Annotated in this window: 27 protein-coding genes, 1 tRNA gene and 1 pseudogene; 16 read left to right on the top strand and 13 right to left on the bottom strand. The window is 66.8% G+C overall.

Annotated elements, in window-relative coordinates:
* On the top strand, positions 1-885 hold an 885-nt coding region (gene rlmB, locus E3O19_RS11520; protein WP_134567760.1), incomplete at its 5' end, for a 23S rRNA (guanosine(2251)-2'-O)-methyltransferase RlmB.
* 90 nt (positions 886-975) lie between these two features.
* Here rlmB and E3O19_RS11515 read toward each other — a convergent pair.
* On the bottom strand, positions 976-2304 hold the full coding sequence (locus E3O19_RS11515) for a DUF4032 domain-containing protein (protein WP_134567758.1): 1329 nt from the start codon (positions 2302-2304) through the stop codon (positions 976-978).
* Between the two features lie 79 nt (positions 2305-2383).
* A complete protein-coding gene (locus tag E3O19_RS11510) occupies positions 2384-3481 on the bottom strand; it encodes an ABC transporter ATP-binding protein (RefSeq protein WP_134567756.1) in 1098 nt (365 codons plus the stop codon).
* A gap of 256 nt (positions 3482-3737) precedes the next feature.
* Between E3O19_RS11510 and E3O19_RS11505 the strand changes: the two genes are divergently transcribed.
* Positions 3738-4640 carry a DsbA family protein gene (locus E3O19_RS11505; protein ID WP_134567754.1) on the top strand — a complete coding sequence of 301 codons (903 nt, stop codon included), beginning with the start codon at positions 3738-3740 and terminating at the stop codon, positions 4638-4640.
* A gap of 77 nt (positions 4641-4717) precedes the next feature.
* Positions 4718-4793: transfer RNA gene (locus tag E3O19_RS11500), tRNA-Thr, on the top strand.
* A gap of 1 nt (position 4794) precedes the next feature.
* On the opposite strand, the gene E3O19_RS11495 is transcribed toward E3O19_RS11500, so the two are convergent.
* The 3 genes from E3O19_RS11495 to msrB form a co-directional block, all read right to left on the bottom strand.
* Positions 4795-4998 (bottom strand): hypothetical protein, encoded by a 204-nt coding sequence (locus E3O19_RS11495; RefSeq protein ID WP_134567752.1) that lies wholly within the window; start codon positions 4996-4998, stop codon positions 4795-4797.
* Positions 4999-5146: 148 nt separating this feature from the next.
* A complete protein-coding gene (locus tag E3O19_RS11490; protein WP_338145096.1) occupies positions 5147-5689 on the bottom strand; it encodes a nitroreductase family protein in 543 nt (180 codons plus the stop codon).
* A 9-nt stretch (positions 5690-5698) separates the two neighbouring features.
* On the bottom strand, positions 5699-6100 hold the full coding sequence (gene msrB / locus E3O19_RS11485; RefSeq protein ID WP_134567749.1) for a peptide-methionine (R)-S-oxide reductase MsrB: 402 nt from the start codon (positions 6098-6100) through the stop codon (positions 5699-5701).
* Between the two features lie 191 nt (positions 6101-6291).
* On the opposite strand from msrB, the gene E3O19_RS11480 reads away from it, so the two are divergent.
* The 5 genes from E3O19_RS11480 (at position 6292) to groL (ending at position 10564) form a co-directional block, all read left to right on the top strand.
* Positions 6292-6591, top strand: a complete 300-nt coding sequence (locus E3O19_RS11480) for a DUF3263 domain-containing protein (protein ID WP_134567747.1) — start codon at positions 6292-6294, stop codon at positions 6589-6591.
* Positions 6592-6647: 56 nt separating this feature from the next.
* Positions 6648-7211, top strand: a complete 564-nt coding sequence (locus E3O19_RS11475) for a LytR C-terminal domain-containing protein (protein ID WP_134567745.1) — start codon at positions 6648-6650, stop codon at positions 7209-7211.
* Between the two features lie 269 nt (positions 7212-7480).
* Entirely contained in the window at positions 7481-7684 is a 204-nt protein-coding gene (locus tag E3O19_RS11470) for a cold-shock protein (RefSeq protein WP_134362230.1), read from the top strand.
* Between the two features lie 83 nt (positions 7685-7767).
* Positions 7768-8826, top strand: coding sequence for a DUF3048 domain-containing protein (locus tag E3O19_RS11465; protein ID WP_166804551.1), 1059 nt, complete (start codon positions 7768-7770; stop codon positions 8824-8826).
* A gap of 118 nt (positions 8827-8944) precedes the next feature.
* A complete protein-coding gene (gene groL, locus E3O19_RS11460) occupies positions 8945-10564 on the top strand; it encodes a chaperonin GroEL (protein ID WP_134567741.1) in 1620 nt (539 codons plus the stop codon).
* Between the two features lie 65 nt (positions 10565-10629).
* Here groL and E3O19_RS11455 read toward each other — a convergent pair whose 3' ends face one another.
* The 3 genes from E3O19_RS11455 to E3O19_RS11445 all read right to left on the bottom strand — a co-directional run bounded on the left by E3O19_RS11455 (position 10630) and on the right by E3O19_RS11445 (position 13497).
* Positions 10630-10920 (bottom strand): WXG100 family type VII secretion target, encoded by a 291-nt coding sequence (locus E3O19_RS11455; protein ID WP_134567739.1) that lies wholly within the window; start codon positions 10918-10920, stop codon positions 10630-10632.
* 122 nt (positions 10921-11042) lie between these two features.
* The gene (locus tag E3O19_RS11450; RefSeq protein WP_134567737.1) at positions 11043-12773 is read right to left on the bottom strand and encodes a sensor histidine kinase; all 1731 of its coding nucleotides are present in this window, start codon (positions 12771-12773) and stop codon (positions 11043-11045) included.
* Between the two features lie 31 nt (positions 12774-12804).
* Positions 12805-13497 (bottom strand): response regulator transcription factor, encoded by a 693-nt coding sequence (locus E3O19_RS11445; protein ID WP_134365269.1) that lies wholly within the window; start codon positions 13495-13497, stop codon positions 12805-12807.
* 111 nt (positions 13498-13608) lie between these two features.
* Between E3O19_RS11445 and E3O19_RS11440 the strand changes: the two genes are divergently transcribed.
* From E3O19_RS11440 to E3O19_RS11430, 3 genes are read left to right on the top strand one after another with little or no spacing between them, the layout of a single operon-like run.
* Complete coding sequence (locus E3O19_RS11440; RefSeq protein WP_134567735.1) at positions 13609-14862, top strand: NAD(P)/FAD-dependent oxidoreductase; 1254 nt, start codon at positions 13609-13611, stop codon at positions 14860-14862.
* A gap of 1 nt (position 14863) precedes the next feature.
* Positions 14864-15772 (top strand): dihydropteroate synthase, encoded by a 909-nt coding sequence (gene folP / locus E3O19_RS11435; RefSeq protein WP_134567733.1) that lies wholly within the window; start codon positions 14864-14866, stop codon positions 15770-15772.
* 2 nt (positions 15773-15774) lie between these two features.
* Positions 15775-16506 carry a pyrimidine reductase family protein gene (locus E3O19_RS11430; protein WP_134567731.1) on the top strand — a complete coding sequence of 244 codons (732 nt, stop codon included), beginning with the start codon at positions 15775-15777 and terminating at the stop codon, positions 16504-16506.
* A gap of 204 nt (positions 16507-16710) precedes the next feature.
* Here the strand turns inward: E3O19_RS11430 and E3O19_RS11425 are convergent, their stop codons facing one another.
* From E3O19_RS11425 to E3O19_RS11415, 3 genes are read right to left on the bottom strand one after another with little or no spacing between them, the layout of a single operon-like run.
* Positions 16711-18366, bottom strand: coding sequence for a DNA repair helicase XPB (locus E3O19_RS11425; RefSeq protein ID WP_134567729.1), 1656 nt, complete (start codon positions 18364-18366; stop codon positions 16711-16713).
* A gap of 44 nt (positions 18367-18410) precedes the next feature.
* On the bottom strand, positions 18411-20288 hold the full coding sequence (locus E3O19_RS11420; protein WP_134567727.1) for a helicase-associated domain-containing protein: 1878 nt from the start codon (positions 20286-20288) through the stop codon (positions 18411-18413).
* Between the two features lie 5 nt (positions 20289-20293).
* Entirely contained in the window at positions 20294-20569 is a 276-nt protein-coding gene (locus E3O19_RS11415; protein ID WP_134567725.1) for a hypothetical protein, read from the bottom strand.
* Between the two features lie 93 nt (positions 20570-20662).
* On the opposite strand from E3O19_RS11415, the gene E3O19_RS11410 reads away from it, so the two are divergent.
* Together E3O19_RS11410 and E3O19_RS18700 are read left to right on the top strand one after the other, a co-directional pair.
* A complete protein-coding gene (locus E3O19_RS11410; protein WP_134567723.1) occupies positions 20663-21043 on the top strand; it encodes a cold-shock protein in 381 nt (126 codons plus the stop codon).
* A complete protein-coding gene (locus E3O19_RS18700) occupies positions 21036-21701 on the top strand; it encodes a DUF3027 domain-containing protein (protein ID WP_134567721.1) in 666 nt (221 codons plus the stop codon). Before E3O19_RS11410 ends, E3O19_RS18700 begins: the two co-directional genes overlap by 8 nt.
* Here E3O19_RS18700 and E3O19_RS18695 read toward each other — a convergent pair.
* Positions 21633-21800, bottom strand: a pseudogene (locus E3O19_RS18695) (DUF2530 domain-containing protein); the annotation flags it as partial. The gene E3O19_RS18700 and the pseudogene E3O19_RS18695 sit on opposite strands and share 69 nt — an antisense overlap.
* An 8-nt stretch (positions 21801-21808) precedes the next feature.
* Positions 21809-22927, bottom strand: a complete 1119-nt coding sequence (serC, locus tag E3O19_RS11400; protein ID WP_134567719.1) for a phosphoserine transaminase — start codon at positions 22925-22927, stop codon at positions 21809-21811.
* Between the two features lie 74 nt (positions 22928-23001).
* Here serC and E3O19_RS11395 point away from each other — a divergent pair, with 74 nt between their 5' ends.
* The 3 genes from E3O19_RS11395 to E3O19_RS11385 all read left to right on the top strand — a co-directional run bounded on the left by E3O19_RS11395 (position 23002) and on the right by E3O19_RS11385 (position 25643).
* Positions 23002-23709, top strand: a complete 708-nt coding sequence (locus tag E3O19_RS11395) for an iron-dependent transcriptional repressor DtxR (protein WP_134567717.1) — start codon at positions 23002-23004, stop codon at positions 23707-23709.
* 277 nt (positions 23710-23986) lie between these two features.
* A complete protein-coding gene (locus E3O19_RS11390; protein WP_134567715.1) occupies positions 23987-24802 on the top strand; it encodes a C40 family peptidase in 816 nt (271 codons plus the stop codon).
* Positions 24803-25145: 343 nt separating this feature from the next.
* Positions 25146-25643: an HNH endonuclease gene (locus E3O19_RS11385; RefSeq protein ID WP_134567713.1), complete on the top strand. Its 498-nt coding sequence runs from the start codon at positions 25146-25148 to the stop codon at positions 25641-25643.
* The last annotated feature ends 397 nt before the right edge of the window (positions 25644-26040 follow it).

The following is a 26040-nucleotide window of genomic DNA, read 5'->3' as shown; positions in this document are numbered from 1 at the left end:
GGCGGTGGCCGCAGCCGCGGCACCGCCGGCTCGCAGGCGCCCCGCAGCACCGCTAACAGCGGCGGCGGCGGCACCTCGACCCGCCGCGCGAAGCAGGCCGACGAGCACGAGGTCGTGACCGGCCGTAACTCGGTGCTCGAGGCCCTGCGGGCAAAGATCCCCGCATCCGCCCTCTACATCGCGACGCGCATCGAGATGGATGACCGGGTCAAGGAAGTCCTCTCCCTCGCCACCACGCGTGGCATCCCTGTGCTCGAGGTGATGCGCCCGGAGCTGGACCGCCTGGCCGGCCGCGACTCCGTGCACCAGGGCCTCGCCCTCAAGGTGCCCGCGTACGAGTACGCGCACCCGATGGAACTGCTCGAGCTGACCATCAGCCGCGGGCACAAGCCGCTCTTCGTCGCGCTGGACGGCATCACCGACCCTCGCAACCTGGGTGCGATCATCCGTTCGACGGCCGCCTTCGGCGGACACGGGATCATCGTGCCGCAGCGCCGCTCGGTCGGCGTTACCGCGTCGGCCTGGAAGACCTCCGCCGGCGCCGCGGCGCGCACGCCTGTCGCGATGGCGAGCAACCTCACCCAGACGCTCAAGGCGCTCAAGGAGAAGGGCGTGCTCGTGATCGGCCTCGATGGTGCGGGCGACACGTCACTACCCGAGCTCGGCATCGGGTTCGCCGAACGGCCCATCGTGGTCGTCGTCGGCAGCGAGGGCAAGGGACTTTCGCGCCTCGTCACCGAGACCTGCGACGCCATCGTCTCGATCCCGATCAGCGCCACAACGGAGTCGCTGAACGCCGGCATCGCGGCGAGCGTGACACTCTACGAGATCTCGCGGCTCCGCGCCGCCGCGAAGGCAGCGAAGGCCGCCGCCACCGTCGGCTGACCCGCTGGGACACCTCGGCCGGTTGAATTACGCGAAAAGCGCCTTCATCCGAGAAATGAAGGCGCTTTTCGCGTATCTCAGCGGCTCGGTCTAGACCTTGAGTCGCCAGTCGGTCTCGTCGGCGGCGGCAGTGTCGGCCGCGTCCGCGGCTGCGGCGACCGCGTCGTCGGTCACGTCGATCGGCAGTGTGATGGAGCCGGTCGGCGGCTCGATCACCGTGGCCTCGTCACGGCGGTGACGGAGCACATCCTTGACATAGGACGTGACGGCCTCGGCCAGGGGGATGTCCCTGCCCTGGTTCTGGGCCATGAACCACCGATGGTCGAGCAGCTGGTGGAAGACCTCGGCCGGTTCGAGCTTGCCCTTCAGGTCGCGGGGGATGGCGCGGATCACCGGTTCGAAGACCCGCACGAGCCACTCGTGGGCGAGCATCTCCTCGTCGGCGTCCGGGTCTCCGTAGGAAACCCGGTAAGAGTCGAGGTCGTTCAGCAGGCGCCTGGCCTGGTTCTCCTCGGCGTCGAGGCCGGTCAGTCGCAGCAGGCGGCGCTGGTGGTGGCCAGCGTCGACGACCTTCGGCTGGATCCGCACGGTCGTCCCGGTGCTGTCGGTCTTGATCGCGAGTTCCTCAATGTCGAAGCCCAGGTCGTTGAGGCGTTCGACGCGTTCGGTGATGCGCCAGCGTTCCGCGCTCGAGAATGACTCGGAGCCGGTGAGTTCGGTCCACAGCAACCGATAGGCGGCGACGATGCCGTTGCTGACCCGGATCGGGTCGAGCTCGTCGGCGACGCGGCCGCCGGCCTCGAGGTCCATCAGTTCGCCGGCGATGTTGACGCGGGCGATCTCGAGGTCGTTCTCTCGCTGTCCGTTGGAAAGCCCGCCGGGGTAGAGCTGGCCGGTTTCGGCGTCGACGAGATAGGCGGCGAACGCGCCGGCGTCCCGGCGGAACAGGGTGTTCGAAAGGGACACGTCGCCCCAGAACAGCCCGGCCATGTGTACCCGCACCAAGAGGAGGGCGAGGGCGTCGACCAGACGGGTGGCGGTGTCGGGGCGCAGAGTCTGCGAATACAGCGCGCGGTACGGCAGCGAGAACTTGAGGTGCCGGGTCACCAGTACCGAGTTCAACGGTTCGGCGTCATCGGTGGTCCGGTTGGTGATCACGGCGAGCGGCTCGACGCAGGGGATCTCGAGTCCCTGCAGGGTGCGCAGCATCTCGTACTCGCGCCTGGCCATTTCGCTCGTCGTTTCCTTGATGGCCACGACGCGCCCGCTGAGGTGCGCGAAACGCACCAGGTGCCGGGAGATGCCCTTGGGCAGCGCCGCGATGTTCTCGTTCGGCCAGGCGTCCAACGGAAGCTGCCAGGGCAGGTCGAGCAGTGCCGGGTCGGCCGTGGCCGAAGTGATATTGAGAGAACCGCTCATGTCTCGAGCCTAACTGCGCATAGCGAAACGGCCGGACGAAGCGACGCTCCGTCCGACCGTTTCAGTGGTGAACTCTGTCTTAGTCTGCGACTGCCCCGCCCAGGCGGAGGCCGGTCTCTGCGTCGAACACGTGCAGGTGGTGCGCCGTCGGGGTGAGGTAGACGGTGTCGCCTGCCGCGGGGTGCGAGCGGCCATCGACGCGGGCGACGATGTCGGTGCGCTTGCCCTCGACCGTGGAGTGGCCGTAGAGGTAGCCGTCCGCGCCGAGTTCTTCGACCAAGTCCACGGCGACTTCGAGGCCTTCACCCGGGGTGGCCGACAGATGGATGTCCTCCGGGCGGACTCCGATGGTGACCTTCTTGCCGGTGGAGCCGTCGAGGGTCTCGCGGGGGACCGGGACCGTGGCGGTCCCGAACTTGATGCCGCCGTCGACGGTGTCGGCCAGGAACAGGTTCATGGCCGGGCTGCCGATGAAGCCGGCGACGAACACGTTGTTCGGCTTCGCGTACAGATCGCGCGGGGTACCGACCTGCTGGAGCACGCCGTCCTTGAGTACCGCGATGCGGTCACCCATGGTCAGGGCCTCGGTCTGGTCGTGGGTGACGTAGACGGTCGTGACGCCCAGGCGGCGCTGCAATGACGCGATCTGGGTACGGGTCTGCACGCGCAGCTTGGCGTCGAGGTTCGACAGCGGCTCGTCCATCAGGAAAACCTGGGGCTGACGAACGATGGCGCGTCCCATGGCGACACGCTGACGCTGGCCACCGGAGAGCGCCTTCGGCTTGCGGCTGAGGTAGGGCTCGAGGTCGAGCAGCTTGGCCGCTTCAAGGACCCGTGCAGCGCGCTCATCCTTGTTGACGCCGGCGATCTTGAGCGCGAAGCCCATGTTCTCGGCCACGGTCATGTGCGGGTACAGGGCGTAGTTCTGGAACACCATGGCGATGTCGCGGTCCTTCGGCGGGACATCCGTCACGTTGCGCTCACCGATGAAGATGTTGCCGTCGTTGACCTCTTCGAGGCCGGCGAGCATGCGGAGGGAGGTCGACTTTCCGCAGCCGGACGGACCGACCAGGACGAGGAATTCACCATCGGCGACCGAAAGGTCGAGGTGGTCGACCGCGGGGCGGGTGGAACCCGGGTAGAGACGGGTTGCCTTATCGAACGTGACTGAAGCCATGGTCAGTATTCTCCTTCACCGGCAGGTACGTGCCGGACGATCCGTAGTGATGGGATTTAGCTGCCGGTCACCTGCTGTTCACACAAGACCGACCTTTCAAGTATGTCACGTGCCGGGTAGCGCCCGGCGAGGATCGTCTCGGCGACCCAAACCGTTAGTAGGCTCCGTCTGGGGATTTCCCAGACTGGGCACCTACTATTTGGAATGCATGCGCAGACGAAAAGCCCGTGCACTTGTCTACCCGGAGCGAACATTCATGACTAATGGCGGATCAGCCGAGGGCCGTCCCTCTAAGAATCAGCGACGCGACGCGGCTCGGATCAAGGCCACCCAGTTACGTGTGGAGCAGAAGAAGAAAGACCGCCGCAACCGGGTCTTCCTGCAGGGCGGCATTGCTGTGGTGTCCATCGCCGTGGTCGCGATCATCGCGCTCATCATCATGAATTCGATCCGTCCAGCCGGCCCCGGCCCTGCGAACATGGCCAGCGATGGCATCCTGATCAGCGAGGGAATGACGGTCGTCAAGACTGCCGCGCTGCAGCCGAAGGCGAAGCCGATCGCGTCCAAGCCCGACGCGACCGGCACCGTGGCCGACATCAGGGTCTACGTCGACTACCTCTGCCCGTTCTGCGGGCAGTTCGAGAAGACCAACAGCGCCCAGATCGTCAAATGGGTGAAGTCGGGGGCCGCGACCGTGGAGATTCATCCGATTTCCATCCTGACCAGCAAATCGGCTGGAACGCAATATTCATTGCGTGCCGCGAACGCTGCGACGTGCGTCTCCAACTACTCCCCAAACGATTTCTACGCCTTCAACACGGCGCTGTTCGGTGACCAGCCCAAGGAAGGCACGGCCGGGCTTGCCGACTCGGAGATCAAGGGCCTGGTGAAGAGTTCGGGGGTCGGTGCGGCCCGCACGAAGATCAACTCCTGCATCGACGATGCCACATTCAAGTCCTGGGTCGTTGCCGCCACCGATCGGGCGCTGTCCGGGCCTCTGCCCAACAGCGCGGTCAAGGCGATCACCGGAACGCCCACCGTGCTCGTCAACGGCAAGCAGTATGTCGGTGCGCTCGACGATCCCAAGGAATTCGCGGCGTTCGTGCTCCAGTCCGCCGGGGAAACCTACTCGACATCCACCCCGACCCCGGCCGGTTAGCGCCGTTGCGAACCGCGGTGGCCCCGCCGGTCGCGATCGTGATTTAGGATGGGGTTCCGAGGCGGCATCCGCCTCATGCCGGCCTGGCGCAATTGGTAGCGCACCACTCTTGTAAAGTGGGGGTTACGGGTTCAAGTCCCGTGGCCGGCCCCAGCTAGCGCCTCGCGGGTCGTTCCCGCTTGGCAAGCAGCACCAGCCAGACATAGGCGCCGACGAGTTGCCAGAGCAGCCGCAGGACGGCGTCGGCCAGCGTCTCGAGGCGTGGGCCGCCGTCGGGACTGCGGATGGTCGGCCCGCTGATTACCTGCCCGACGACGCCTGAAATGTGGATGGCTGGTGTTCTGGTGTCTGTGCTCACGGCTCGAGAGTAGAACGTGTCGGTGACGCCGGCGGGGAGGCGAAACCGACGATTCCGTGAAGTAACGGTGTCCAATCGGGGCGACGCGTGCTTGGACCGGGGTGCCAGACATGCCCATGAGCACCGCCTCTCCCGAGGGCGAGACGGGTTACAGCACGCTCAGGAACTCCGACGGGTCGATGGCTTGTCGCACGCCGGGCTTGGCGTCTTCGGGAATACCGCCGACGAACAGCCAGCCGAGGAGGTCCTCAGATTCGGTGAGGCGGTGCAGGTCGTGGACGGGGCGGGTTCTGGCCAACGGTCCGGTGCGCCACATCACGCCCCAGCCGGCATCGGCGAGGAGAAGGCTCAGGGCGTGCCCGACTCCGGCTGCTGCGGCGTCCTGTTCCCAGTCGGCGACCTTCGCGTTGACGCGACGGCTGGCGACCACGGCGATGAGCAGCTCGGCGCGGAGCGGCTTCTCGGCCAGCCTGAGGGCGTCAGCGCCGGTGGCGCCGGATGTCGCCGCCATCACGTCGCCCAGCCTACGGCGAGTGTCTCCGCGGAGCTCGATCAGACGCCACGGGCGTAGTGCACCATGGTCGGCGACCCTGGCCGCCGCCGCGACCAGAGGCAGGAGGTCTTCGTGGGTGGGCGCCGCGGACGTCACCTTGGAATAGGAACGGCGACGGCCGACCGCGTCGAGGACCACGGGCACTCGCTACTCGACCTGAGTGAAATTCAACGAGATGGAGTTCATGCAGTACCGGTCGCCGGTGGGCGTTCCAAAACCGTCGTCGAAGACGTGGCCCAGGTGCGAACCGCAGTTCGCGCACCGCACCTCCGTGCGCACGACGCCGAGCGAGCGATCTTCGATCAGTTGGACAGCCTCCGGTCGCACCGACTCGTAAAAGCTCGGCCAGCCGCAGCCGGAATCGAATTTGGTTCCGCTCTTGAAGAGCTCCGCGTTGCAGGCTCCGCAGGTGTAGACGCCGGAGCGCGCCTCGTCGAGCAGTTCTCCGGTCCATGCCCGCTCGGTCGCTGCTCCGCGCAGGACCGCGTACCGCTCAGGGCCCAAATCTTCACGCCACTCGGCGTCTGACTTCTTGACTTCGTAGTCCATCGTGTGTCCTTCCGTCTCGACCGGGGCACGGCCGACTGCTGTTCTCCCCAAGCCTAAACTCGGCCGGCCCGGTCGGTATTCCGGCCCGGCAGGGCGCACAGCGGATTCACACCTCATTTCACGTTGCCGGGGTGGTCCAGCGAGTATCCAGACCGTGACAAATAGGATGACAGACAGGGAGGTAGTGGCACATGGACGGAACCCAGGCAGCGAACACAGCCGAGCGCGTCGAGCCTCCCGCCGGTTTGACCGAGAGGGATGCGGCTGTTCTCTCCTTTGAACGGCAGTGGTGGAGGCACGCCGGAGCGAAAGAGCAAGCAATCCGCGGCCAATTCGACCTCTCCGCCGCCCGGTACTATCAGCTCCTGGCCGTCGTGATCGATTCGCCGGCGGCGCTAGCCCATGATCCGATGCTGGTGAAGCGCCTGCATCGGATGAGGGACGCCCGGGCGCAGGCCAGGGACGGCCGCTCGCTCCACCCCTCTAATTAAATACGTCCGCTCGACCAGCCAATGCACAGCCGAAAAAGGAACGAATCAGTCCCACGATGACGACATCGCACCCGAAAGACCGATTCGACCACCTCCCGCACTCCACTGAACGGGTCGGAGCGCACCGCGCCCCGCCGAAGAAGGGCCGGGGCTGGGTCGCCTTCTGGTGGGCGCTCGCCACGACCGTCGTGCTCATTGGGGTTGGGGTGGCCGTGCTCGCCGCCTTGAACAACCGCCTCAGCTTTGACCTGCCCGGACAATCCCCGTCCTCCAGCACTTCCGCCCCAGCCGCCACGCCGACGGCGGCGCCCACGGCCGTGGCCACCGTAGACCCCGGACTGTCGGTGACTGTGCTCAACGGGACCGCAGGTGCCGGTGTGGCCGCCGCCGTGGGCGACGTGCTCACGGCCGCCGGCTGGACCGTCGGAGCACTCAGCAACGCCAGCACCGAAGATGTGCCGAAGACGATCGTCTACTATGCCGACGCGAAGCTGGAGGGTGCGGCCCGCGGTGTCGCCGCGTCCCTGCCCGGGTCGGACATCCTGCTCGCCAAAGACTTCGCCGAATCCGGTGCCGACCTCACCGTCGTGGTCGGCAAGGACTACGTCCCGGCGGGCTGACCGTGAACTCGCGTGCGATGGCCGCCGCTGAAAGTGCAGGCGAGACTCTACTTTCCACTCGTTGCTTATACGTCGGCCTGCTCGTCGTCAACCCCCTTTCGTTCCTCTGCGGCTTCACTAATATCTGAAATTGGTCGCTCATTTATTCGCACAGGCGCCCCGCAGGGGGCGTATTCCACTGATCGAACACGATGGACGCAGTCACTGCGCCAGGCCCGGTACGGCCACAAGGCGAGTGCTGAGGGAACTACTGCAACAGGGAGTAAGACATGGCGAACGGAACCGTCAAATGGTTCAACGCTGAAAAGGGCTTCGGCTTCATCACTGTCGATGGAGGTGGACAGGACGTGTTCGTCCACTACTCCGCCATTGACATGCACGGCTACAAAGTTCTCGAAGAGGGCCAGCACGTCATCTTCGAGCTGGGGACCGGGGCAAAGGGGCCACAAGCTGAATCGGTGCGCCCGGTCTGATATCTCAGACCAGGCGAATCGGTTCTCAAGGCACGCCCTCAGGCGCGCAGGCGGGTTGACCGCGTGGCGTTAGTGTGTGGGACGTGAGCGCGTACAGAACATCAGACAGGCGAAGAAGCACGGCGCGGCTCATCGGCGCCGTGCTTCTTCCCTGTGCGCTCCTGCTCTCGGCGTGTTCCACGGACCGCCCGGCGCCCACCGCGAGTCCGCGGGCGAGCCAGGCGGAGTCGACTTACACCCCGCCGATCGCGACGGAGAGGTTCCCGTTGCGAGGCACCGGCGTCCCGCCCGGCAGCCTGGCGCATCCGTCCCTGGCTGTGAAGATCGATGACCACGAGGCGGCCAGGCCTCAATTCGGCCTCGAGCGCACCGACCTTGTCTTCGAGGAACTCGTCGAGGGTGGACTGACCCGTTATGTCGCCGTCTGGCACTCCGACATCCCAGACGTGGTCGGACCGGTCCGGTCGATCCGACCGATGGACCCCGACGTCATCGCGCCTCTGGGCGGCATCGTCGCCTACTCGGGTGGCCAGCAGCAATTCGTCGACATGATGACGGCGACCTCCGTGGTCAACGCGGCCTTCGACTCCGACGAGACCGGACTGTTCTCACGCACCGACGAACGGGAGGCACCTCACAACGTCGTCCTGCGGGCGAAGGCACTCGTCGACCGCAACGGCGCGGTGCCTGCACCACCCCAGCAGTTCGCCTACGCGGCGACCGTCCCTGAGTCCTCTGCAGCGGTCGACGGCATACCGGTGACCACGATCAGCTCGAGGTTCTCCGACTCCCGCTGGCCCGACTGGACCTGGGATGCCGCGTCGGGCGTGTATCTGCGCCGGCAGGAGGGAGCGCCCGATCTCGACGCGGGCGGCGTGCAACTTCGGTCAACGAACGTGCTCGCCCTGCGAGTGGCCATCGACGACACCTATCTCCACGTTCCGAAGACCACGATGATCGGCTCGGGAGAGGCCTGGGTGTCCACCGGCGGCAAGACGCTGCACGCGCTCTGGACCAAGGCAGCTCAGGACGCACCGATCCACCTGACCGACGACAACGCGGTCACAATCCGCCTCGCCCCGGGCAACACCTGGATTGAGCTCGTCCCGGTGGATCGCGGCTCGGTCATCCTGGTGCCATAGCCCCCGCCGTTCACTTGCACTCTCGACCCCAGAGTGCCAGAATCGATTTGGCACTCTCTCCGTTTGAGTGCCAACCCATCATCGTTTTGGTAACGTCCGGGAGGGACGAGAAACACATATGGCAAAGATCATCGCTTTCAACGAAGAGGCCCGTCGCGGCCTTGAGCGTGGCCTGAACATCCTCGCTGACACCGTCAAGGTCACCCTCGGCCCGCGTGGACGCAACGTCGTGCTGGAGAAGAAGTGGGGCGCCCCCACGATCACCAACGACGGCGTCTCCATCGCCAAGGAAATCGAACTCGACGACCCGTACGAGAAGATCGGTGCCGAACTCGTCAAGGAGGTCGCCAAGAAGACGGATGACGTCGCGGGCGACGGCACCACCACCGCGACGGTCCTGGCTCAGGCCCTCGTTCGCGAAGGCCTGCGCAACGTCGCAGCCGGCGCCGACCCGATCAGCCTCAAGCGCGGCATCGAGAAGGCGACGGCTGCCGTCATCGCCGAGTTGATCGCCAACGCCAAAGAGGTCGAGACCAAGGAAGAGATCGCTGCCACCGCATCGATCTCCGCTGGCGACGCCGAAATCGGCGCGATCATCGCCGAGGCCATCGACAAGGTCGGCAAGGAAGGCGTCGTCACCGTTGAGGAGTCGAACACCCTCGGCACCGAGCTCGAGCTCACCGAGGGCATGCGTTTCGACAAGGGCTTCCTGTCCGCCTACTTCGTGACCGACCCTGACCGTCAGGAAGCGGTCTTCGAAGACCCGTACATCCTGATCGTCAACTCCAAGGTCTCGAACATCAAGGACCTGCTCCCCATCGTGGACAAGGTCATCCAGACCGGCAAGCAGCTCCTCATCATCGCCGAGGACGTCGACGGCGAGGCCCTGGCCACGCTCGTTGTGAACAAGATCCGCGGAATCTTCAAGTCGGTCGCCGTCAAGGCTCCGGGCTTCGGCGACCGTCGCAAGGCGCAGCTGCAGGACATCGCCATCCTCACCGGTGGCCAGGTCATCTCCGAGGAGGTCGGCCTCAAGCTTGAGAACGTCACCCTCGACCTGCTCGGCAACGCACGCAAGATCGTCATCACCAAGGACGAGACCACCATCGTCGAAGGCGCCGGAGACCCCGAAGCCATCGCCGGACGCGTGCAGCAGATCCGCAGCGAGATCGAGAACACCGACAGCGACTACGACCGTGAGAAGCTCCAGGAGCGTCTCGCCAAGCTCGCCGGCGGCGTTGCCGTCATCAAGGCCGGCGCCGCGACGGAGGTTGAGCTCAAGGAGCGCAAGCACCGCATCGAGGACGCCGTCCGTAACGCGAAGGCTGCCGTCGAAGAGGGCATCGTCGCCGGGGGAGGCGTTGCGCTGATCCAGGCCGGCAAGACCGCCTTCGAGAAGCTGGAACTGACCGGCGATGAGGCAACGGGCGCGAACATCGTGCGCGTGGCCATCGACGCTCCGCTCAAGCAGATCGCACTCAACGCCGGCATGGAGCCGGGCGTTGTCGCCGACAAGGTGCGCAACCTGCCGATCGGTTGGGGCCTCAACGCCGCGACCGGTGAGTACGTCGACATGCTCGCTGCCGGAATCAATGACCCGGTAAAGGTCACGCGTTCCGCGCTCCTGAACGCATCGTCGATCGCCGGACTGTTCCTCACCACCGAGGCCGTCGTCGCCGACAAGCCGGAGAAAAACTCCGCGCCGGCCGGCGACCCGTCAGGTGGCATGGACTTCTAAGTTCGAACAGATCCACGGCAGGGCGTCTCCTTCGGGGGGCGCCCTGCTTTCGTCTGCCCGGCCGCTCACCGGGAGAAGAGCCGCACGTTCGCCTGCTCGATCTCCGCGTACTGCTGCCCGGCCTGGCTCAAGGCCTGGCCGAGCGCCTCCGCGCACTGGGCGACCTGGTCCTGGGTGGCGCGCCAGTCGGCCACCGCCGCCTGGAAGGCCGAGGCGGCCTGGCCGGACCATGTTCCCTCCAACGCGGTGAGCAGGGAGATGAGCGAGGCGACCTCGGACTGGATTAGTCCCATCGAGGCGCGTGCCGTGACGGTCGTGCTGAGCACGGCCTCGCTGTCGACCTGGTATCGGGCCATGGTTGTCCTTTCGGCAGGGGGAATGCCGAACAGGCTAGGACTGTACGCCGGGTGCACGGCTGAACCCCGTCCAAGCCGTGCAGAGGACGTGCGGGGAGACCCAGGGGGAGGAATGCGGGGTGCTACGAGGCGGACGGCACGTGGAGGCGGTGCGGCGCGTTCGGCGACCCGGCGAGCGGGAACCAGACCCGGAACGTGGCTCCACCGCCCGGCGTTTCGAGCACCTGCACGGTGCCGTTGTGGCTGGCGACAATGGAGGCGACGATGGCGAGGCCGAGGCCGCTGCCGCCGGTCTCCCGGGCACGCGAGGTGTCTGCGCGCCAGAATCGCTGGAAGATCTTGTCCCGGATCTGCGGTGGAATGCCCTCGCCGTGGTCGACGACGGCTACCGAGGCCCGCTGGTTCCTGCGGTCGACCCAGACCTCGAGTTCGACCGGGCTGTCCGGCGGGCTGAAGCGCAAGGCGTTGCCCATCAGGTTCGTGATCACCTGCCGAATCTTGTTCTCCTCGGCCATAATGACCGCTTGCACGTCACCGGGCGGGGTCAGCGGGGCCGCCGCAGGCAGCGGCGCAGCGGCATCCGTCTTGCGCGGCTTTCGGGTGCGCAGCCGGGCAAGAGTGGCGCCGGCGAAGGAGACGTTGCCGGTGTGGACGACCTGCTCCTCCGGTTTCGGCGGGGACGCCGTGGACGACGTCAGCGGAGCGGGCGTCGTGACCTCCCCGGTGGAGTGCGCCAGGTCGATCTGCGGCCGGTCGCCGGGATCCTCGAACTCGGTCGGGGTGGGCGTGACAACTGTGACGCTCCGACCGGGGGAGGACGCCATGGCATCGAGGGCGGCGTCCCTGGCCAGCGGCATCAGGTCGACGGGGGTGAGGGCGAGGGGCTTGGTCTCATCGAGGCGGGCGAGTTCGAGGAGGTCCTCGACCAGGCCGCCCATCCGGATCGCTTCCTTCTCGATGCGCTCCATGGCCTGGGCCACCTCTTCAGGAGTCTGCAGGGCGCCCATGCGGTAGAGCTCGGCGTAGCCGCGCACTGAAACGAGGGGGGTGCGCAGCTCATGGCTGGCGTCTCCGACGAAACGGCGCATCTGGTCGATCGTGCGCGCACGATCTTTGAAGAGCCGGTCGATGCGGCTCAGCATGGTGTTCAGGGACCGGTTGAGGCGGCCGACCTCGGTGTTCGGCGTCGCCCCGCCGAGGCGCTGGCTGAAGTCGCCGTCGGCGATCGCCGCCGCGGTGCGCTCCACCTCGCGCAGAGGCGCGAATGTGGTCGTGACCAGCAGTCGGGTGAGTAGGGCGCCCACAAGCACCACCCCGAGCCCGAAGCCCAGGAAGATGGTGAGGTAGGTGGCCATCGTGTTCTCGGTCTGCTTGAGTGAGATCGCCATCACGAGTGTCCCCAGGGTCCCCTGGGGGGTGATGACCAGGGGAACGGCCACGGCGAGGTACTCCGTGTCGTGCGCCGAGTCCTTGAGGGTGAGGGTCCTGCCGTCGAGTTCGATGACCGACTGCAGGTCAAGAGATGAACTCATCAGCGGGATCTCCTGCGCGGGGCGATCTTTCCAGGTGTGGTCCTTGAGTGTGCCGTGTTCGTCGTAGAGCGCGACGAAATAGTCGGATGAGACCACCGCGGGGTTGCCTTGGCCGAGTGCGCTGGCGGAGTAGCCGTTGGAGGCGGTCTGGGCATCCGCCTGCAACTGGGCATCGACCTGCTGGATCACGTACTGGCGCAGCATTGCCATCGTGCCGACCCCGGAAACGAGCAGACCGAGAGTCAGCATGAGCACGGTCACGCCGGTGATCTTGGAGCGGAGAGAGATGCGGCTCCACCGCTCCATTAGTGACTGATGCATCAGGCCCCCAGTGTAGGGACGGAGTCTGGGACTACGCCTTGGCTGCCTTGAGCATGTAACCGAATCCGCGCTTGGTCTGGATGAGGGGCTCGGTCGAGTGCGCGTCCACCTTGCGGCGGAGGTAGGAGATGTAGGACTCGACGATTCCGGCGTCGCCGTTGAAATCGTATTCCCAGACATGGTCGAGGATCTGGGCCTTGGACAGCACCCGGTTCGGGTTCAGCATCAGGTAGCGCAGCAGTTTGAACTCGGTCGGGCTGAGCTCGATCGGCTCGTCACCGACGAGCACCTCATGGGTGTCCTGGTCCATGGTGAGTTCGCCGGCGCGGATGACCGCGTCTTCGTCCGCGTGCATGGTGCGGCGGAGAATCGCCTTGATCCGGGCGACGATCTCGTCGAGGCTGAACGGCTTCGTGACATAGTCGTCGCCGCCGACGGTGAGGCCGGTGATCTTGTCCTCCGTGTCGTCTTTGGCGGTGAGGAAGAGGATGGGCGCGGTGTATCCGGCCGAACGGAGGCGCTTGGTCACGCCGAAGCCGTTCATGTCCGGCAGCATCACATCCAGGATGATGAGGTCGGGCTCTTCCTCGAGCACAGCGGAAATCGCCTGCGCCCCGTTGCCGACGGCGCGCACGGCGAAACCGGCGAAGCGCAGGCTGGTGGTGAGGAGATCCCGGATGTTGGGCTCGTCGTCGACAATAAGAATGCGGGGGCCATCGGTCATGCCGTAATTATCTGCGCGTTAGCTGGTGGTTTCCTGAGAGATGGGGGCACGGCGGCTACATGGGTAGATTGGAGTCAGATTCAACTGGACTGGCGTCGTTAGGAGTCTGTCGTGCGTGTGTCAACCTTTGTGATCGCCGGCGGCGGCCTCGCCGGGGCGCGCGCCGCGGAATCCCTGCGCGCCGAGGGATTCGGCGGTCGGCTCATCCTCGTTGACGGCGAGGAGCACGTCCCCTATCTGAGGCCGCCCCTGTCCAAGGCTTACCTGGCCGGGAGCGTCGATCGGGCATCCGTCGATGTACACCCACCGGGGTGGTACGTCGACCAGGACATCGAGGTGCTTCGGGGGCACCCGGCGACCGACCTTGCGCTGGACACCCATCGTCTGGCCATTGCCGGCGGTCCCACCCTGCACTATGACAAGCTGCTCCTGGCGACGGGTGCCTTCCCTCGGCGGTTCACCGGGCCTGGAGCGGGCCTGGCCGGCGTGCACCACCTGCGCACGGTGACCGAGTCCGAGCGGTTGCGTGCCGACCTGGAGGGTGGCGGCCGCCGGGTCGTCGTCGTGGGGGCCGGCTGGATCGGCCTCGAGGTGGCCGCCACCGCCCGCGGCTACGGAAACGCCGTCACAGTGCTCGGCCGGGGGCGCGTTCCGCTGGGCTCCGCGGTCGGCGACCAGGTTGGCGCCGTCTTCGCCGGGCTGCACCGCGACAACGGGGTGGACCTGCGGATGGGCACGGTCGTGGTGGAGCTGACCGGCAGCGCCGGGCGGGTGGCCGGGGTTCTCCTCGCCGGCGGGGAAGAGGTGCCGGCGGATGTCGTCCTGGTCGGGATCGGCGCACTGCCGGACGACGGTCTGGCCCGCGCCGCCGGGTTGCACGTCGACGACGGCATCGTGGTGGACGCGGCCTTCCGCACCATCGACCCGGATGTCTACGCGGTCGGGGATGTCGCCAGCGTCTTCCACCCGGTTCTCGGCCACCATCTCCGGGTCGAGCACTGGGCGAACGCCGAGTATGCGGCGGCTGCGGCGGGACGGTCCATGCTCGACCAGGCGGTCAGTTACGACGCGATCCCGTATTTCTTCACCGACCAGTTCGACCTGGCAATGGAATACTCCGGCTACCGTCAGCGGGCGCGGAAGGCCGTCGTCGTCTTCCGCGGGGACCGTGCCGGGCGGGCCTTCGTCGCGTTCTGGCTGGCGGACGGCCGGGTTGTCGCCGGCATGAACGTGAACGTCGGGGACGTGAACGAGACCGTGCAGGCCATCATCCGTTCGGGACTCCGGTTCGACCCGCACCTGCTCGGAAATGAGAGCATTGCACTCGAGGGAATACTCACCAACGCAGCCGACCAGGGGACCTGACATGGACACCGCGCCCGCCCGACCGTTCATCGCGCTCCCCGACCTGCTCCAGCCCCGCCGCCTGATCGGCGGCCGGGTGTTCGATTTCTCCCGAGAAGTGGCCGTGATGGCCATCATCAATCGCACGCCTGACTCGTTCTACGACAGGGGCGCCACCTTCGCGCTGGACGCCGCGGTGCGCGCCGCCCGCCGAGCGATCCAGGACGGTGCGGACTGGATCGATATCGGCGGTGCCAAATTTGCCCCCGGCCCTCCGATCCCGATCGACGAGGAGATCGACCGGGTGGTGCCTGTTCTGGAGGCCCTCCGCGGCGCCGGCGCCGTCATCTCGGTCGACACGTTCCACCCTCAGGTCGCGGCCGCCAGCATCAAGGCCGGCGCGCACGTGATCAACGACACCACCGGCATCCACGACCCGGCGATGGCCGATGTCGTCGCGGACAGCGACGCCACCCTTGTGATCACCCACAGCCTGGCCCCGCCGCGCACGCCGCACCCGGCGCCGAGCTACGTCGATGTCGTCGACGAGGTCTCTGCGTTCCTGCGGGAGCGGGTCGCCCTCGCGCTGGACCATGGGATTCCCGTCGAACGGATCATCGTTGATCCGGGCCACGACCTGAACAAGAACACCACCCACTCGCTCGAGCTCACTCGGCGGCTCGCGGAGATCACCGTTCTCGGCTACCCGACCCTGGTCGCGGTGTCCAACAAGGACTTCGTGGGGGAGACGCTCGACCGAGAACGTGGGGGCAGGGTCGAGGGGTCCCTCGCCGCCGCGGTCTACTGCATCCTGCACGGGGCCAGGATCGTGCGCATGCACAATGTGGCGGCCGCCGTGGACGCGGTGCGGATGACCGAAGCGATCCTCGGCTTTCGCCAGCCGGCCTACCTGCGCCACAACCAGGCCTGAGCATGCTGGATCAGGCCGAATTGATCCGGCGATACCGGGTTGCCGACCGCGCCGAGACTCGGGTTCGGGTAAATTTCATCGCCAGCCTCGACGGGGCCGCCACCGTCGACGGGCTCAGCGGAGGGCTCGGCAACGACGACGACAAACTCGTCTTCGACACCCTGCGGTTGCTCTCCGACGTGATCGTCGTGGGCTCAGGGACCGTGCGTGCCGAGGGGTACGGCGGTATCCGGCTCAGCCCGGCGGATGTCGCCTGGCGGCTCGGCCACGGACTTCCGGCCCAGGTGCCGGTGGCGGTCGTGTCGTCGCGGCTCGAGCTGGAGCCGGGGCATCCGTTCTTCCGTGACGCGGCGGTGCGACCGATCGTCGTGACCCACGGCGGTTCGCCGGCCGGGCGCCGGGCCGAGCTGGCCGAGGTGGCCGATGTGCTCGTCTGCGGTGAACAGGCCGTGAACCCGACAGTGATGGTCGGCGCGCTGGTCGCCCGCGGGCTCGGCCAGATTCTCTGCGAGGGCGGCCCGCACCTGTTCGGCGCGCTGATCGCGGCGGACTGCGTCGACGAACTCTGCCTGACCATCAGCCCGGTGCTCGAGGGCGGTAGCGCCGGCCGGATCGCCCGCGGCGACTCCGCCGTCAGCCGCCAGATGGCCCTGCTGCACGTGCTCACCGCCGGCGACATGCTCTTTCTGCGCTACGCCCGCCGCACCCCGCTCCCTCTCCCGCCCGTCTCCTAACCGCCGTCCTGACCCGCCGAACGGTGAGTTCGGTACCGAAAACGGCGCCAAAACCGTGTCGAAGTCACAGTTCGGCGACGTGAGGGCGGCAGGTGGGGCGGCAGGGAGTGAGTGAGTGAGTGAGTGAGTGAGTGAGTGAGTGAGTGAGTGAGTGAGTGAGTGAGGGAGTGAGTGAGTGAGTGAGTGAGGGAGGGAGGGAGCGGATCAGGCGACCATGGCAGCGGAGTCCAGGTTCTGCGAGTCGAGGATGGTGTAGCTGTAGCCCTGCTCGGCAAGGAAGCGCTGCCGGTTCTGGGCGAAGTCCTGGTCGACGGTGTCCCGGGCGACGAGCGTGTAGAAGTTCGCCGACAGGCCGGACTCTTTCGGGCGGAGCAGTCGGCCGAGGCGCTGGGCCTCCTCCTGGCGTGAACCGAACGATCCGGATACCTGAATGGCGACGGTGGCCTCCGGGAGATCGACCGAGAAGTTCGCGACCTTCGACACCACGAGCAGGTTCTCTTCGCCCACCCTGAAGGCCTGGTAGAGGCGTTCGCGTTCGTCGACGGGCGTGGCGCCGGTGAGTTTTGGGGCGCCCAGGGCGTCGGCGAGCTCGTCGATCTGGTCGAGGTACTGGCCGATCACGAGGATGCGCTCGCCCGTATGCTTGGCCACCAGGCGCCTGACCACGTCCAGCTTCGCCGGAGCCGTCGCCGCCATCCGGTAACGCTCGTCGTCCGCCGCCGCGGCATAGCTGAGCCGTTCGGACTGCGGCAGGTCGATCCGCACCTCGTAGCAGGAGGCCGGTGAGATGAAGCCCTGCGCCTCGATTTCCTTCCACGGGGCGTCGAAGCGTTTGGGGCCGATCAGGCTGAACACGTCGCCCTCGCGGCCGTCCTCGCGCACGAGCGTCGCGGTCAGGCCGAGGCGGCGGCGCGCCTGGAGCTCGGCGGTGAGTTTGAAGACGGGCGCTGGCAGCAGATGCACCTCGTCGTAGATCACCAGGCCCCAGTCCATGGCGTCGAGTAGTTCGAGGTGGGCGTACTCGCCCTTCCGCTTGGCGGTGAGGATCTGGTACGTCGCGATCGTGACCGGTTTGACTTCCTTGACCTGACCGGAGTACTCGCCGATCTCCTCGGCCGTGAGGGTGGTGCGCCTCAGCAGTTCGTCGCGCCACTGGCGGGCCGAGACCGTGTTGGTGACCAGGATCAGCGTGTTCGTCTTCGCGGTGGCCATGGCCCCGGCTCCAACGAGCGTCTTGCCGGCGCCGCAGGGCAGCACGACCACACCGGAACCGCCGTCGAAGAAACTGGCGACGGCCTTGTTCTGGTAGTCCCGGAGCGCCCAACCGTCTTCGAGGAGCGAGATCGGATGCGGAGTGCCCGGCGTGTAGCCGGCGAGGTCCTCGGCCGGCCAGCCCAGCTTCACGAGCTCCTGCTTGAGCTGCCCGCGGGCCCACGGCTCGACCAGGAACGAATCCGGCGACGGATGCCCGATCAACAGCGGTGAGATGCGCTTGGCGCCGGCGACCTCGGTGAGCACAGCCTGGTCGTTGCTCTGCAGGATCAGCCGGCCCTCGGCATCCCGCTCGATGACGAGGCGTCCGTAGCGTCCGACGGTCTCCGTGATGTCGACGCTGACGGTCTGCGGGATGGCGAACTTCGAGTACTTCTCGAGCGTGGCGAGCATGTCTGAGGCGTCGTGCCCGGCGGCGCGCGCATTCCACAGGCCGAGTCGGGTGATCCGGTAGGTGTGAATGTGTTCCGGCGCGCGTTCCAACTCGGCGAACACTGCCAGGTCGTGGCGGGCATCCTCGGCGAGAGGGTGCGCGACTTCGAGCAACACGGTGCGGTCACTTTGGACGATCAGGGGGCCATCAGACATAACCATCAACTCTACCCGAGTGTGCTGGAACGACAGCCACCCGCTTACGGGGCGGGCGTGATGCTGATGATGCTCGACAGGGGGAGGGTACGTTCGATGTCGGCTCGTCGGTCGCGCGCCCGGAATCGTCCGCCGCCCACGCTGGCCGGCTCGAGGAGATAGTCCACGACCACGCCGCCCGGCATGGCAATGCTGACGACGACGGTCTGCTTGGCCTTGATCGCCGAGTCGAGCTGCCTGGCGAGCCAGGCATCTGCGGCTTGGCCTTCGCCGCCGTCGCTGGCGCGCAGCTTCTCGACCAGGGCGATCGTCGGGTCGACGGTGGCCACCGGCGCCACCCGGGCGAGCTGGTGGCGGCGCAGGTGCACGATCTCGTTCGCCGCGTTCTCGGCGGCGACCGGATATCGGGCGTCGCTGAGGGCCCAGAACACGACGTCGTTGCCGAACCTGCTGGTCAGCCGGTTCTCGTCGACTCGGACGAGGCCGAGGGGGGTGAGGGTCTGGTCAACGGCGATCGTTCCGAGCAGGGCGGGGTCCTCGGATCGCACGTAGCTCTGGGCCGGCGACGCGGCCGGGTCCGTCGCACCCACCCGCACCCGGCCGTACCGGGCCGCCGACTCGCGGATCAGGTAGTCAACCGGTTGGGGGATCCCGGTCAGGGAAACCGCGCGAAGGAAATCGAGCAGCGAATCCGCGTTCTCCCCGGCGGCGAGGGCTCGATTGACCGAGGTCGCCGAGATGCGATAGCTCAGGGCGAGTTCACGGCTCTCGACGTCGGCAAGTCCGCGCAGGCGGGCGTCGATCGACGGGGCGAGCGGACCGGGCGAGACGATGGACAGGTCGTTCTGCAGGTACACGGCACCTACCTCGGCCGGCAGGGCGGCCGTCATCGTGGCGATCGCCGCGTCGAGGTCGCCGGCCAGCACCGCGGCACCGGCCGGGCTCGTGGTCTGGTGGGCGGTGATGCCGATGAGTTCGGCGTCGTCGGCGAATTCGGTGACCCGGTCGTCCATCCATTCGCCGCCGGCCGGGTACAGCCAGGCGACGAACGAGCGCAGGCCCTCGCCCCAGGAGACGCCGGGCCGCTGGGCGAGGATGCCGCGAACGTCCGGGGGGAGAGCGGCATGCCAGGACTCGGCGATCGTGGCCCAGCGGCGCGCGGTGCCCTCGAGGAGCCAGGCTTCGCCGGCCTCCGTTTCGTTCCAGTAGCCAGTGGCGTGGGCGATGAGGTCGGCGCGGGCCGCGTTGGCGACGAAGGACGCCACTGCTTCCAGTTCGACGCCCATGACGGCGGCAAGGCGCTTCGTGTCCGGCAGCCCGAGGCCGCCGCGGCTGAGTTCCCTCGCCGGTTCGCGGGCGAGTTCGGTGACGAGTTCGGCGATCGATGACACGGCGGCGAACGCGCGCTCGGCGGCTAGCCGGTCGGTGAAGCGGGTGTCGGTGGCGGACACGCTGGCCAGGGCGGACGGCGCTGGCGCCGCGGCCAGTTCGGTTGCGGTCGGCAACCCGAGGGACGGCCAGACCAGCAGCTGGGCGGCCACGGCATCGTACGGCCGGAATCGAGTGTCGAAGAGGCGGCCCAGCATCAGGGAATCCAGTACGGCGGCGCGCGACGAGACATCCGTTTCGGGAACCGGGGAACCGGCGAGCTCGGAAAGACGTTCGGCCAGCTCGGCCAGAGTGGGCTCGGGAGGGGCGGAGTCCGGGTCGGTCACGATCGACAGTTGCCCGGCCACGGCCAGAACCGCGACGGTGGCCCGGTCGAGCTGGACCAGGGCGCGCTGGACGGCATCGGGTTCGAGGAGGGTCTCCGCAAGATCGAAAAAGTCCCGGATGCCGGTGGCCGAGACGGCGCGGATTTCGAGCGTGCGACGCAACGCCGCGTCGTCGAGTGCCCGCAGGCGTGAGGCGAGCATGAGCATGGCGGCTACTCCCTACTCTGTCGTGCATCGCGTGCGCGGCGGATAGCGGTCATCACCATGAGGGCGATGATCAGCAGAAACCCGAGCGGCAGGCCGAAGAGCGGCAGAGCCAGCACGGCGGGCCACACACCCTGGCCGAAACCGTTGTCGGCTCCTGCTCCGGCGGCAGTGCCGATGATCACGGCGAGGAAGGCGAGAATCGACAGACCCACCACACTCGCAACCATGTAAGCCAGGATGCGTTCGAGCCGGCTGGCGGCATGTGGAGTTTGATTGGTCACACTCCCAAGGATACGGGGCATCTCTCGGTCCGACCGAATAGGCTGGGTGTGGTTGGCACGCATTCCGCGCGCCCGGAATGCAGCGAGGTCCAGATGCCCACCGGCAAGGTCAAGTTCTACGACGAGGAGAAGGGTTTTGGTTTCATCGCGTCTGATGACGGCCACGAGGTCTTCCTCCACGCTTCTGCGCTGCCCGCCGGAGTCACGGTCAAGGCAGGGACGAAACTCGAGTTCGGAATCGCCGATGGCAAGCGGGGCGCGCAGGCGCTGTCCGTGCGCATCATCGAGGCCCCACCGAGCCTGGCGAAACTCAGCCGCAAGCCGGCCGATGACATGGCGATCATCATCGAAGACCTCGTGAAGGTTCTCGACGGCATCGGTGCGAGCTTGCGCCGCGGGCGCTACCCCGACAGCGCGCACAGCCACAAGATCGCCGCCATGCTGCGCAAGATCGCGGAGGAGCTCGATGCTTGATCAGGCGGATCCCACTCTGCTGGCCGCAGTCGACCTGGCCCACGAGGCTCTGCTCGACATCACCCCGGCCGACACCATCGGGGAGATCGTCGGCCACATCGTCGAGGGCGAACACGTGCTGACCCTGCTTTTTGACTGCACCATGACCGGTTACCCGGGCTGGCGTTGGACGGTGAGCCTGTCCCGGGTCGACGACGATTCCCCGCCGTCCGTTCTCGAGACCGAGCTCACTCCCGGCGATGAGTCTCTGGTCGCCCCCGATTGGACCCCCTGGTCCGACCGGCTCGCCGACTACCGCACCGCGCAGGAGCTCGCGGCCGCGGTCGCCGCAGCCGAGACCCTCGACACGGACGATGACGGCGACGAATCGGACGACGACGACGACGATGATGACGACGACGATGATGATGATGATGACGACGATGACGAGTCGGACTACCACGACGAGCCGGATGGAGACGCGCGCGCCCTCGACGACGACCGCGACGAAGTCATGCTCGACGGGATCGACTTCGGTGAGGCGCTACCGACGCCGGAACTGCACCCAGCCAAGGCCGACGAGCCCGAGGCCGAGGCCGATGGCGGCGCACGCCGGCCACCAGCCAAGTCCCGCCGCCGCAAGGTCGTCCTGGAAGAAGACAGCGAGCACCAGGGCTAGGAGCCAGGCTGCAGATCCCGCAAGGATCGCCATGCGGGCGTCCGCGCGAGCGGGCAGAGGGTCAGGCCGGCGTTCGCTGTCCTTCAACCAGATGCGCATGACGACGCCTAACTGCCGAGGTTTTGCACGACGTATTCGATCGACTTGACGAGCTGACGCACATCGTGGGGTTCGATCGCCGTGAACGTCGCCACGCGCAGCTGGTTACGGCCGAGCTTGCGGTAGGGCTCGGTGTCAGAGATCCCGTTCGCCCGTAGGGCCTTCGCCACGGCCGCGGCGTCGATTCGGTCGTCGAAGTCGATCGTGGCCACGACCTGCGAGCGGTGGTCGGGATCAGTCACGAACGGTGTGGCGTAATCGACGCTCTCTGCCCAGTCGTAGAGTACGGATGACGATTCCTTTGTGCGCGCAGACGCCCAGGCGAGGCCGCCGTTCCCGTTGATCCAGTCGAGCTGGTTCTCGATCAGGAGCAGGGTGGCCACGGCCGGGGTGTTCAGGGTCTGGTTGAGGCGGGAGTTGTCGATCGCGTTCTTCAGGCTCAGGAACTCGGGGATGTATCGTCCGCCGGCGGCGATGCGTTCGACCCGCTCGATGGCGGCGGGGGAGAAAAGGGCGATCCACAGGCCGCCATCCGAGGCGAGGTTCTTCTGCGGGGCGAAGTAATAGGCATCCGCCTGGTCCGCCTCGAAGTCGATTCCGGCCGCCGCGCTGGTCGCGTCGATCACTGTCAGGGCACCAAGATCGCCGTTCACCCGGGTGACGGGTGCCATCACGCCGGTGGAGGTCTCATTCTGGGGCCAGGCGTAAACGTCGACCCCTTCGGTGGCAACGGCCGCGCTGCGTGAACCGGCCGGAGCCTTGATCACATCGGGGGCCTCGAGGAACGGGGCAGCCGCGGCGCTGGCGAACTTGCCGCCGAACTCGCCGAACACGAGGTTCTGGCTTCGCTTCGAAATAAGGGAGAAAGCTGCTGCGTCCCAGAACGCTGTCGACCCGCCGTTGCCGAGGACGACCACATAGCCCTCCGGCATCCTGAACATCTCGCTGAGCCCGGCACGCACCCGGCCAACCAAATTTTTAACCGGAGCTTGGCGATGCGAGGTGCCAAGGACATTGGATCCGACGGCTAACAGGTAGTCGAGTTGTTCCTGTCGTATTTTCGACGGTCCGCAGCCGAATCGTCCGTCGAGGGGCAAGAGTTCAGAGGGAATAGTCAGATTCTGCATAGGGCGATTCTAGTTGTCGGTGCCGCGACGGTAAGGTTGTCACTTGCATGGAGGCCGACCGGGAGGCTCTGGGGATGACTGATCTGATCGACACCACCGAGATGTATCTCCGGACGATTTTGGACCTCGAGGAGGAGAACATCGTCCCCCTCCGGGCGCGCATCTCGGAGCGGCTCGGCCACTCCGGCCCGACAGTGTCGCAGACCGTCGCGAGGATGGAACGGGACGGCCTCGTCGTCGTCTCCGGTGACCGGCATCTTGAGTTGACTCTGGCCGGTCGTCGGAAGGCCGTGCACGTGATGCGCAAGCACCGCCTCGCCGAACGCCTGCTGAGCGACGTGATCGGGCTCGAATGGGAGTTCGTGCACGACGAAGCATGCCGCTGGGAGCATGTGATGAGTGAACAGGTTGAGCGCAAGATCCTCGAGATCCTCGGCCATCCCACCGAGTCCCCGTACGGCAATCCGATCCCCGGCCTCGACGAACTGGGTGATTCCCCGGCGGTCGCATTCATGGCCGGAGTGACCAGCCTGGTCGACGTGGTCGGGAGTTCTCCCGAGCCCGTGACCGCGGTCATCCGTCGACTGGGTGAGCCGGTGCAATTCGATCCGGAGCTCCTGGCCCAACTGAGGAATTCCGGGGTGCTCCCGGGCAACACCGGGGTGTTCTCCGCGGCCGGTTCCTACGTGCTCGTGCGGGTCGACGGATGCGGCGACGGGCTCGAACTTCCCAACGAGGTTGCCAGCCACATATTCGTCGCGACGCCGCTGGTTCCGGGGTAGTTTTCACCGCCCGTCCGCCCCGAAACGGCGCGGGTTTCGTTACCAATTTGTTAGAAAAATGTGAATTTCGAGTGACAAACGGATAAACGTCACGTAGCCTCGGGGGCGTCCACAGGCTGGAAATCGGCCGACGGACCCGGACCAGGACGCCTTATTCCGTCTCCTGGCACGGCACCACCGGCGATCAGCGCAGTGGACGGGGCAACTCCCTAGTGTTGCCGAGGCGCCGGAGGTTCACACTGTGGCCACTTCACGTAGACGACGCATTTTCCGAGCAATGAACCCGACAGCAGACTTGGCCGACGTATCCCAGGCCCTGGCGCGGTCCGGCACGGGCGTCGCCCCCCGTCGCGCACCCGTTGACGCCCCGCCGAAGCGATCCCGTCGCCGCGGCTACCTGGCCAATGTGGTCTTCATGACCCTGGCCGGCGGGCTCGTCGCGACCATGGCTATCCCGGCCTATGCGTTCGCTCCGAGCTCGACGGAGTCTAACTTCGGTGCCACGGCGTCCACCGAACTCACCCGTTCGGGTGCTCAGACCGTTCAGGTCGCCGACCATGCGGCCACAGTGAGCGTCGCTCGGGACGGGTTCACCGCGACCACGCCGGAGGAGCTGGCGGCCGCCGCGGCCGCAGTGGCCGCGAAGGCCGCCGAGGCCCGGCGTCAGGAAGTAGCCGCGCAGATGACGTCGTATGCCGCGTCGTACTCTGGACCGTCCGTCGCGGAGTACCTCGCGAATCCGTCCCATCCGAGTTTCGACCTGGCGTCGGTATACGGCGTCGCGTCGCAGTACCAGGGCGTCCCGTATGTTTATGGCGGGGCGACCCCGGCCGGCTTCGACTGCTCGGGCCTCATCATGTACGTCTACGCCCAGTTCGGGATCAGCCTCCCGCACTCCTCCACCGGGCAGGGCGCCGCCGGAACCCGGATCGCCCTGGCCGACGCCCAGCCGGGCGACCTGGTGATCATGGACGGTCACGACGGGTTCTATGCCGGCAACGGAAACATTCTGCACGCGCCCTATGAGGGCGCCGCCGTGCGCGTGCAGCCGATCTGGACCAGCTCGTACTACATCGTTCGACTCGGCATCTGATCGCTCGGAATGTGAACGTTGCGTAACACCTGACGGATTCTGGGCCCGGCGCTTCGTCCGGTGCCGAAACTGGGTTAACCTGTTCATCTGATGTTCTGCGAATTTTCCGAAGAGCCACGGCGCGAGCGGCGCACGATCCACACCATGGATGTGCGCTGCCGCTTCGCGCCAAGGCGCAGTAGTCAAGCATGTCTAGGTCGCGCGTGTCTCAGTCACGTTGTTTCCAGTAGGGCGCTGTCATTGTGACGGCGCCCTTTTTGTTTGCCTGCTCGGTTCCCGCTCGCCGCATTGGGACGTAGTTCGAATGGCTGGAAGCCGTCCAGCCCTTTTCGAGAGGGAACGCATGCGCACACTGGTCCTCAACGCGGGGTACGAGCCCCTCGCCGTGGTCTCCTTCAAACGGGCCCTCATCCTGGTCATGAACCAGAAGGCCACGATCGTCCAGTCCGACCAGGGTCACCCGGTCTGGGCGTCATCCGGGTCGTGGGACCGGCCGAGTGTGATCCTGCTCACCCGGTATGTGCGCATCCCGCGGCTGCGGTCGGTGCCCGTCAGCCGGCGGGGCGTGCTGCGCCGTGACGATCACCGTTGCTGTTATTGCGGCACGACCGCGAACACCATCGATCACGTGCAGCCCAGGTCGCGCGGCGGCCGCGACACCTGGGACAACCTTGTAGCGTGTTGCCTGCGCTGCAACAACCTCAAGAGCGACCGGACTCCGGGGGAGATGGGCTGGAGCCTGCTCTTCCACCCGCGGATGCCGCTGGGCACGGCGTGGGTGGTGCGCGGAGCGGAGCGGCCGCTACCGCAATGGGATGAGTTCCTCGCTCCTGCGGCCTGACCTGCGGCCTGACCTGCGATTGTAACGAAAAGGTAACGCACGGGGGTGACATCCCGCCCGTATTCCCATAGGGTGGGGGGAGCTCAGACCCGAACCAGGCCACGCAGAGGACCAGATTTTGCCCTATTCCGGCGAACCCGGCACATCCGTTCCTACAGAGAACCAGAACGCTTTCCCGTCACGTCGCGAGTTGCGCGCGCAGCGCGAAGCCGAAGGGGCTCCGGCGGTCGTGCCCGTGACCTCCATGCCCACGACGTCCGTGTCCGTGACCTCCGTGCCCACGGCATCCACCGTCGACGTCGGGCCGGATGTCGCGGCCATCGTGTCGCAGGCCGGCCGCCCCGCCAGCGCGCCCCACGCCGGCCGCCGCGCCATTGCGCCCCGCACGCCGGCCGCG

The organism is Cryobacterium algoritolerans, assembly GCF_004402785.1.
Classification (GTDB): Bacteria; Actinomycetota; Actinomycetes; order Actinomycetales; family Microbacteriaceae; genus Cryobacterium; species Cryobacterium algoritolerans.
This window is presented reverse-complemented; position numbering and strand designations above follow the sequence as displayed.

What these genes read in the sequence shown, in the direction of transcription:
- E3O19_RS11515 (WP_134567758.1), bottom strand. Translation starts at nt 2,304, where the DNA reads ATGAGCGGTTCTCTCAATATCACTTCGGCCACGGCCGACCCGGCACTG.
- E3O19_RS11510 (WP_134567756.1), bottom strand. Translation starts at nt 3,481, where the DNA reads ATGGCTTCAGTCACGTTCGATAAGGCAACCCGTCTCTACCCGGGTTCC.
- E3O19_RS11505 (WP_134567754.1), top strand. Translation starts at nt 3,738, where the DNA reads ATGACTAATGGCGGATCAGCCGAGGGCCGTCCCTCTAAGAATCAGCGA.
- msrB (WP_134567749.1), bottom strand. Translation starts at nt 6,100, where the DNA reads ATGGACTACGAAGTCAAGAAGTCAGACGCCGAGTGGCGTGAAGATTTG.
- E3O19_RS11480 (WP_134567747.1), top strand. Translation starts at nt 6,292, where the DNA reads ATGGACGGAACCCAGGCAGCGAACACAGCCGAGCGCGTCGAGCCTCCC.
- E3O19_RS11475 (WP_134567745.1), top strand. Translation starts at nt 6,648, where the DNA reads ATGACGACATCGCACCCGAAAGACCGATTCGACCACCTCCCGCACTCC.
- E3O19_RS11470 (WP_134362230.1), top strand. Translation starts at nt 7,481, where the DNA reads ATGGCGAACGGAACCGTCAAATGGTTCAACGCTGAAAAGGGCTTCGGC.
- groL (WP_134567741.1), top strand. Translation starts at nt 8,945, where the DNA reads ATGGCAAAGATCATCGCTTTCAACGAAGAGGCCCGTCGCGGCCTTGAG.
- E3O19_RS11455 (WP_134567739.1), bottom strand. Translation starts at nt 10,920, where the DNA reads ATGGCCCGATACCAGGTCGACAGCGAGGCCGTGCTCAGCACGACCGTC.
- E3O19_RS11450 (WP_134567737.1), bottom strand. Translation starts at nt 12,773, where the DNA reads ATGCATCAGTCACTAATGGAGCGGTGGAGCCGCATCTCTCTCCGCTCC.
- E3O19_RS11445 (WP_134365269.1), bottom strand. Translation starts at nt 13,497, where the DNA reads ATGACCGATGGCCCCCGCATTCTTATTGTCGACGACGAGCCCAACATC.
- folP (WP_134567733.1), top strand. Translation starts at nt 14,864, where the DNA reads ATGGACACCGCGCCCGCCCGACCGTTCATCGCGCTCCCCGACCTGCTC.
- E3O19_RS11430 (WP_134567731.1), top strand. Translation starts at nt 15,775, where the DNA reads ATGCTGGATCAGGCCGAATTGATCCGGCGATACCGGGTTGCCGACCGC.
- E3O19_RS11425 (WP_134567729.1), bottom strand. Translation starts at nt 18,366, where the DNA reads ATGTCTGATGGCCCCCTGATCGTCCAAAGTGACCGCACCGTGTTGCTC.
- E3O19_RS11420 (WP_134567727.1), bottom strand. Translation starts at nt 20,288, where the DNA reads ATGCTCATGCTCGCCTCACGCCTGCGGGCACTCGACGACGCGGCGTTG.
- E3O19_RS11410 (WP_134567723.1), top strand. Translation starts at nt 20,663, where the DNA reads ATGCCCACCGGCAAGGTCAAGTTCTACGACGAGGAGAAGGGTTTTGGT.
- E3O19_RS18700 (WP_134567721.1), top strand. Translation starts at nt 21,036, where the DNA reads ATGCTTGATCAGGCGGATCCCACTCTGCTGGCCGCAGTCGACCTGGCC.
- serC (WP_134567719.1), bottom strand. Translation starts at nt 22,927, where the DNA reads ATGCAGAATCTGACTATTCCCTCTGAACTCTTGCCCCTCGACGGACGA.
- E3O19_RS11395 (WP_134567717.1), top strand. Translation starts at nt 23,002, where the DNA reads ATGACTGATCTGATCGACACCACCGAGATGTATCTCCGGACGATTTTG.
- E3O19_RS11390 (WP_134567715.1), top strand. Translation starts at nt 23,987, where the DNA reads ATGAACCCGACAGCAGACTTGGCCGACGTATCCCAGGCCCTGGCGCGG.
- E3O19_RS11385 (WP_134567713.1), top strand. Translation starts at nt 25,146, where the DNA reads ATGCGCACACTGGTCCTCAACGCGGGGTACGAGCCCCTCGCCGTGGTC.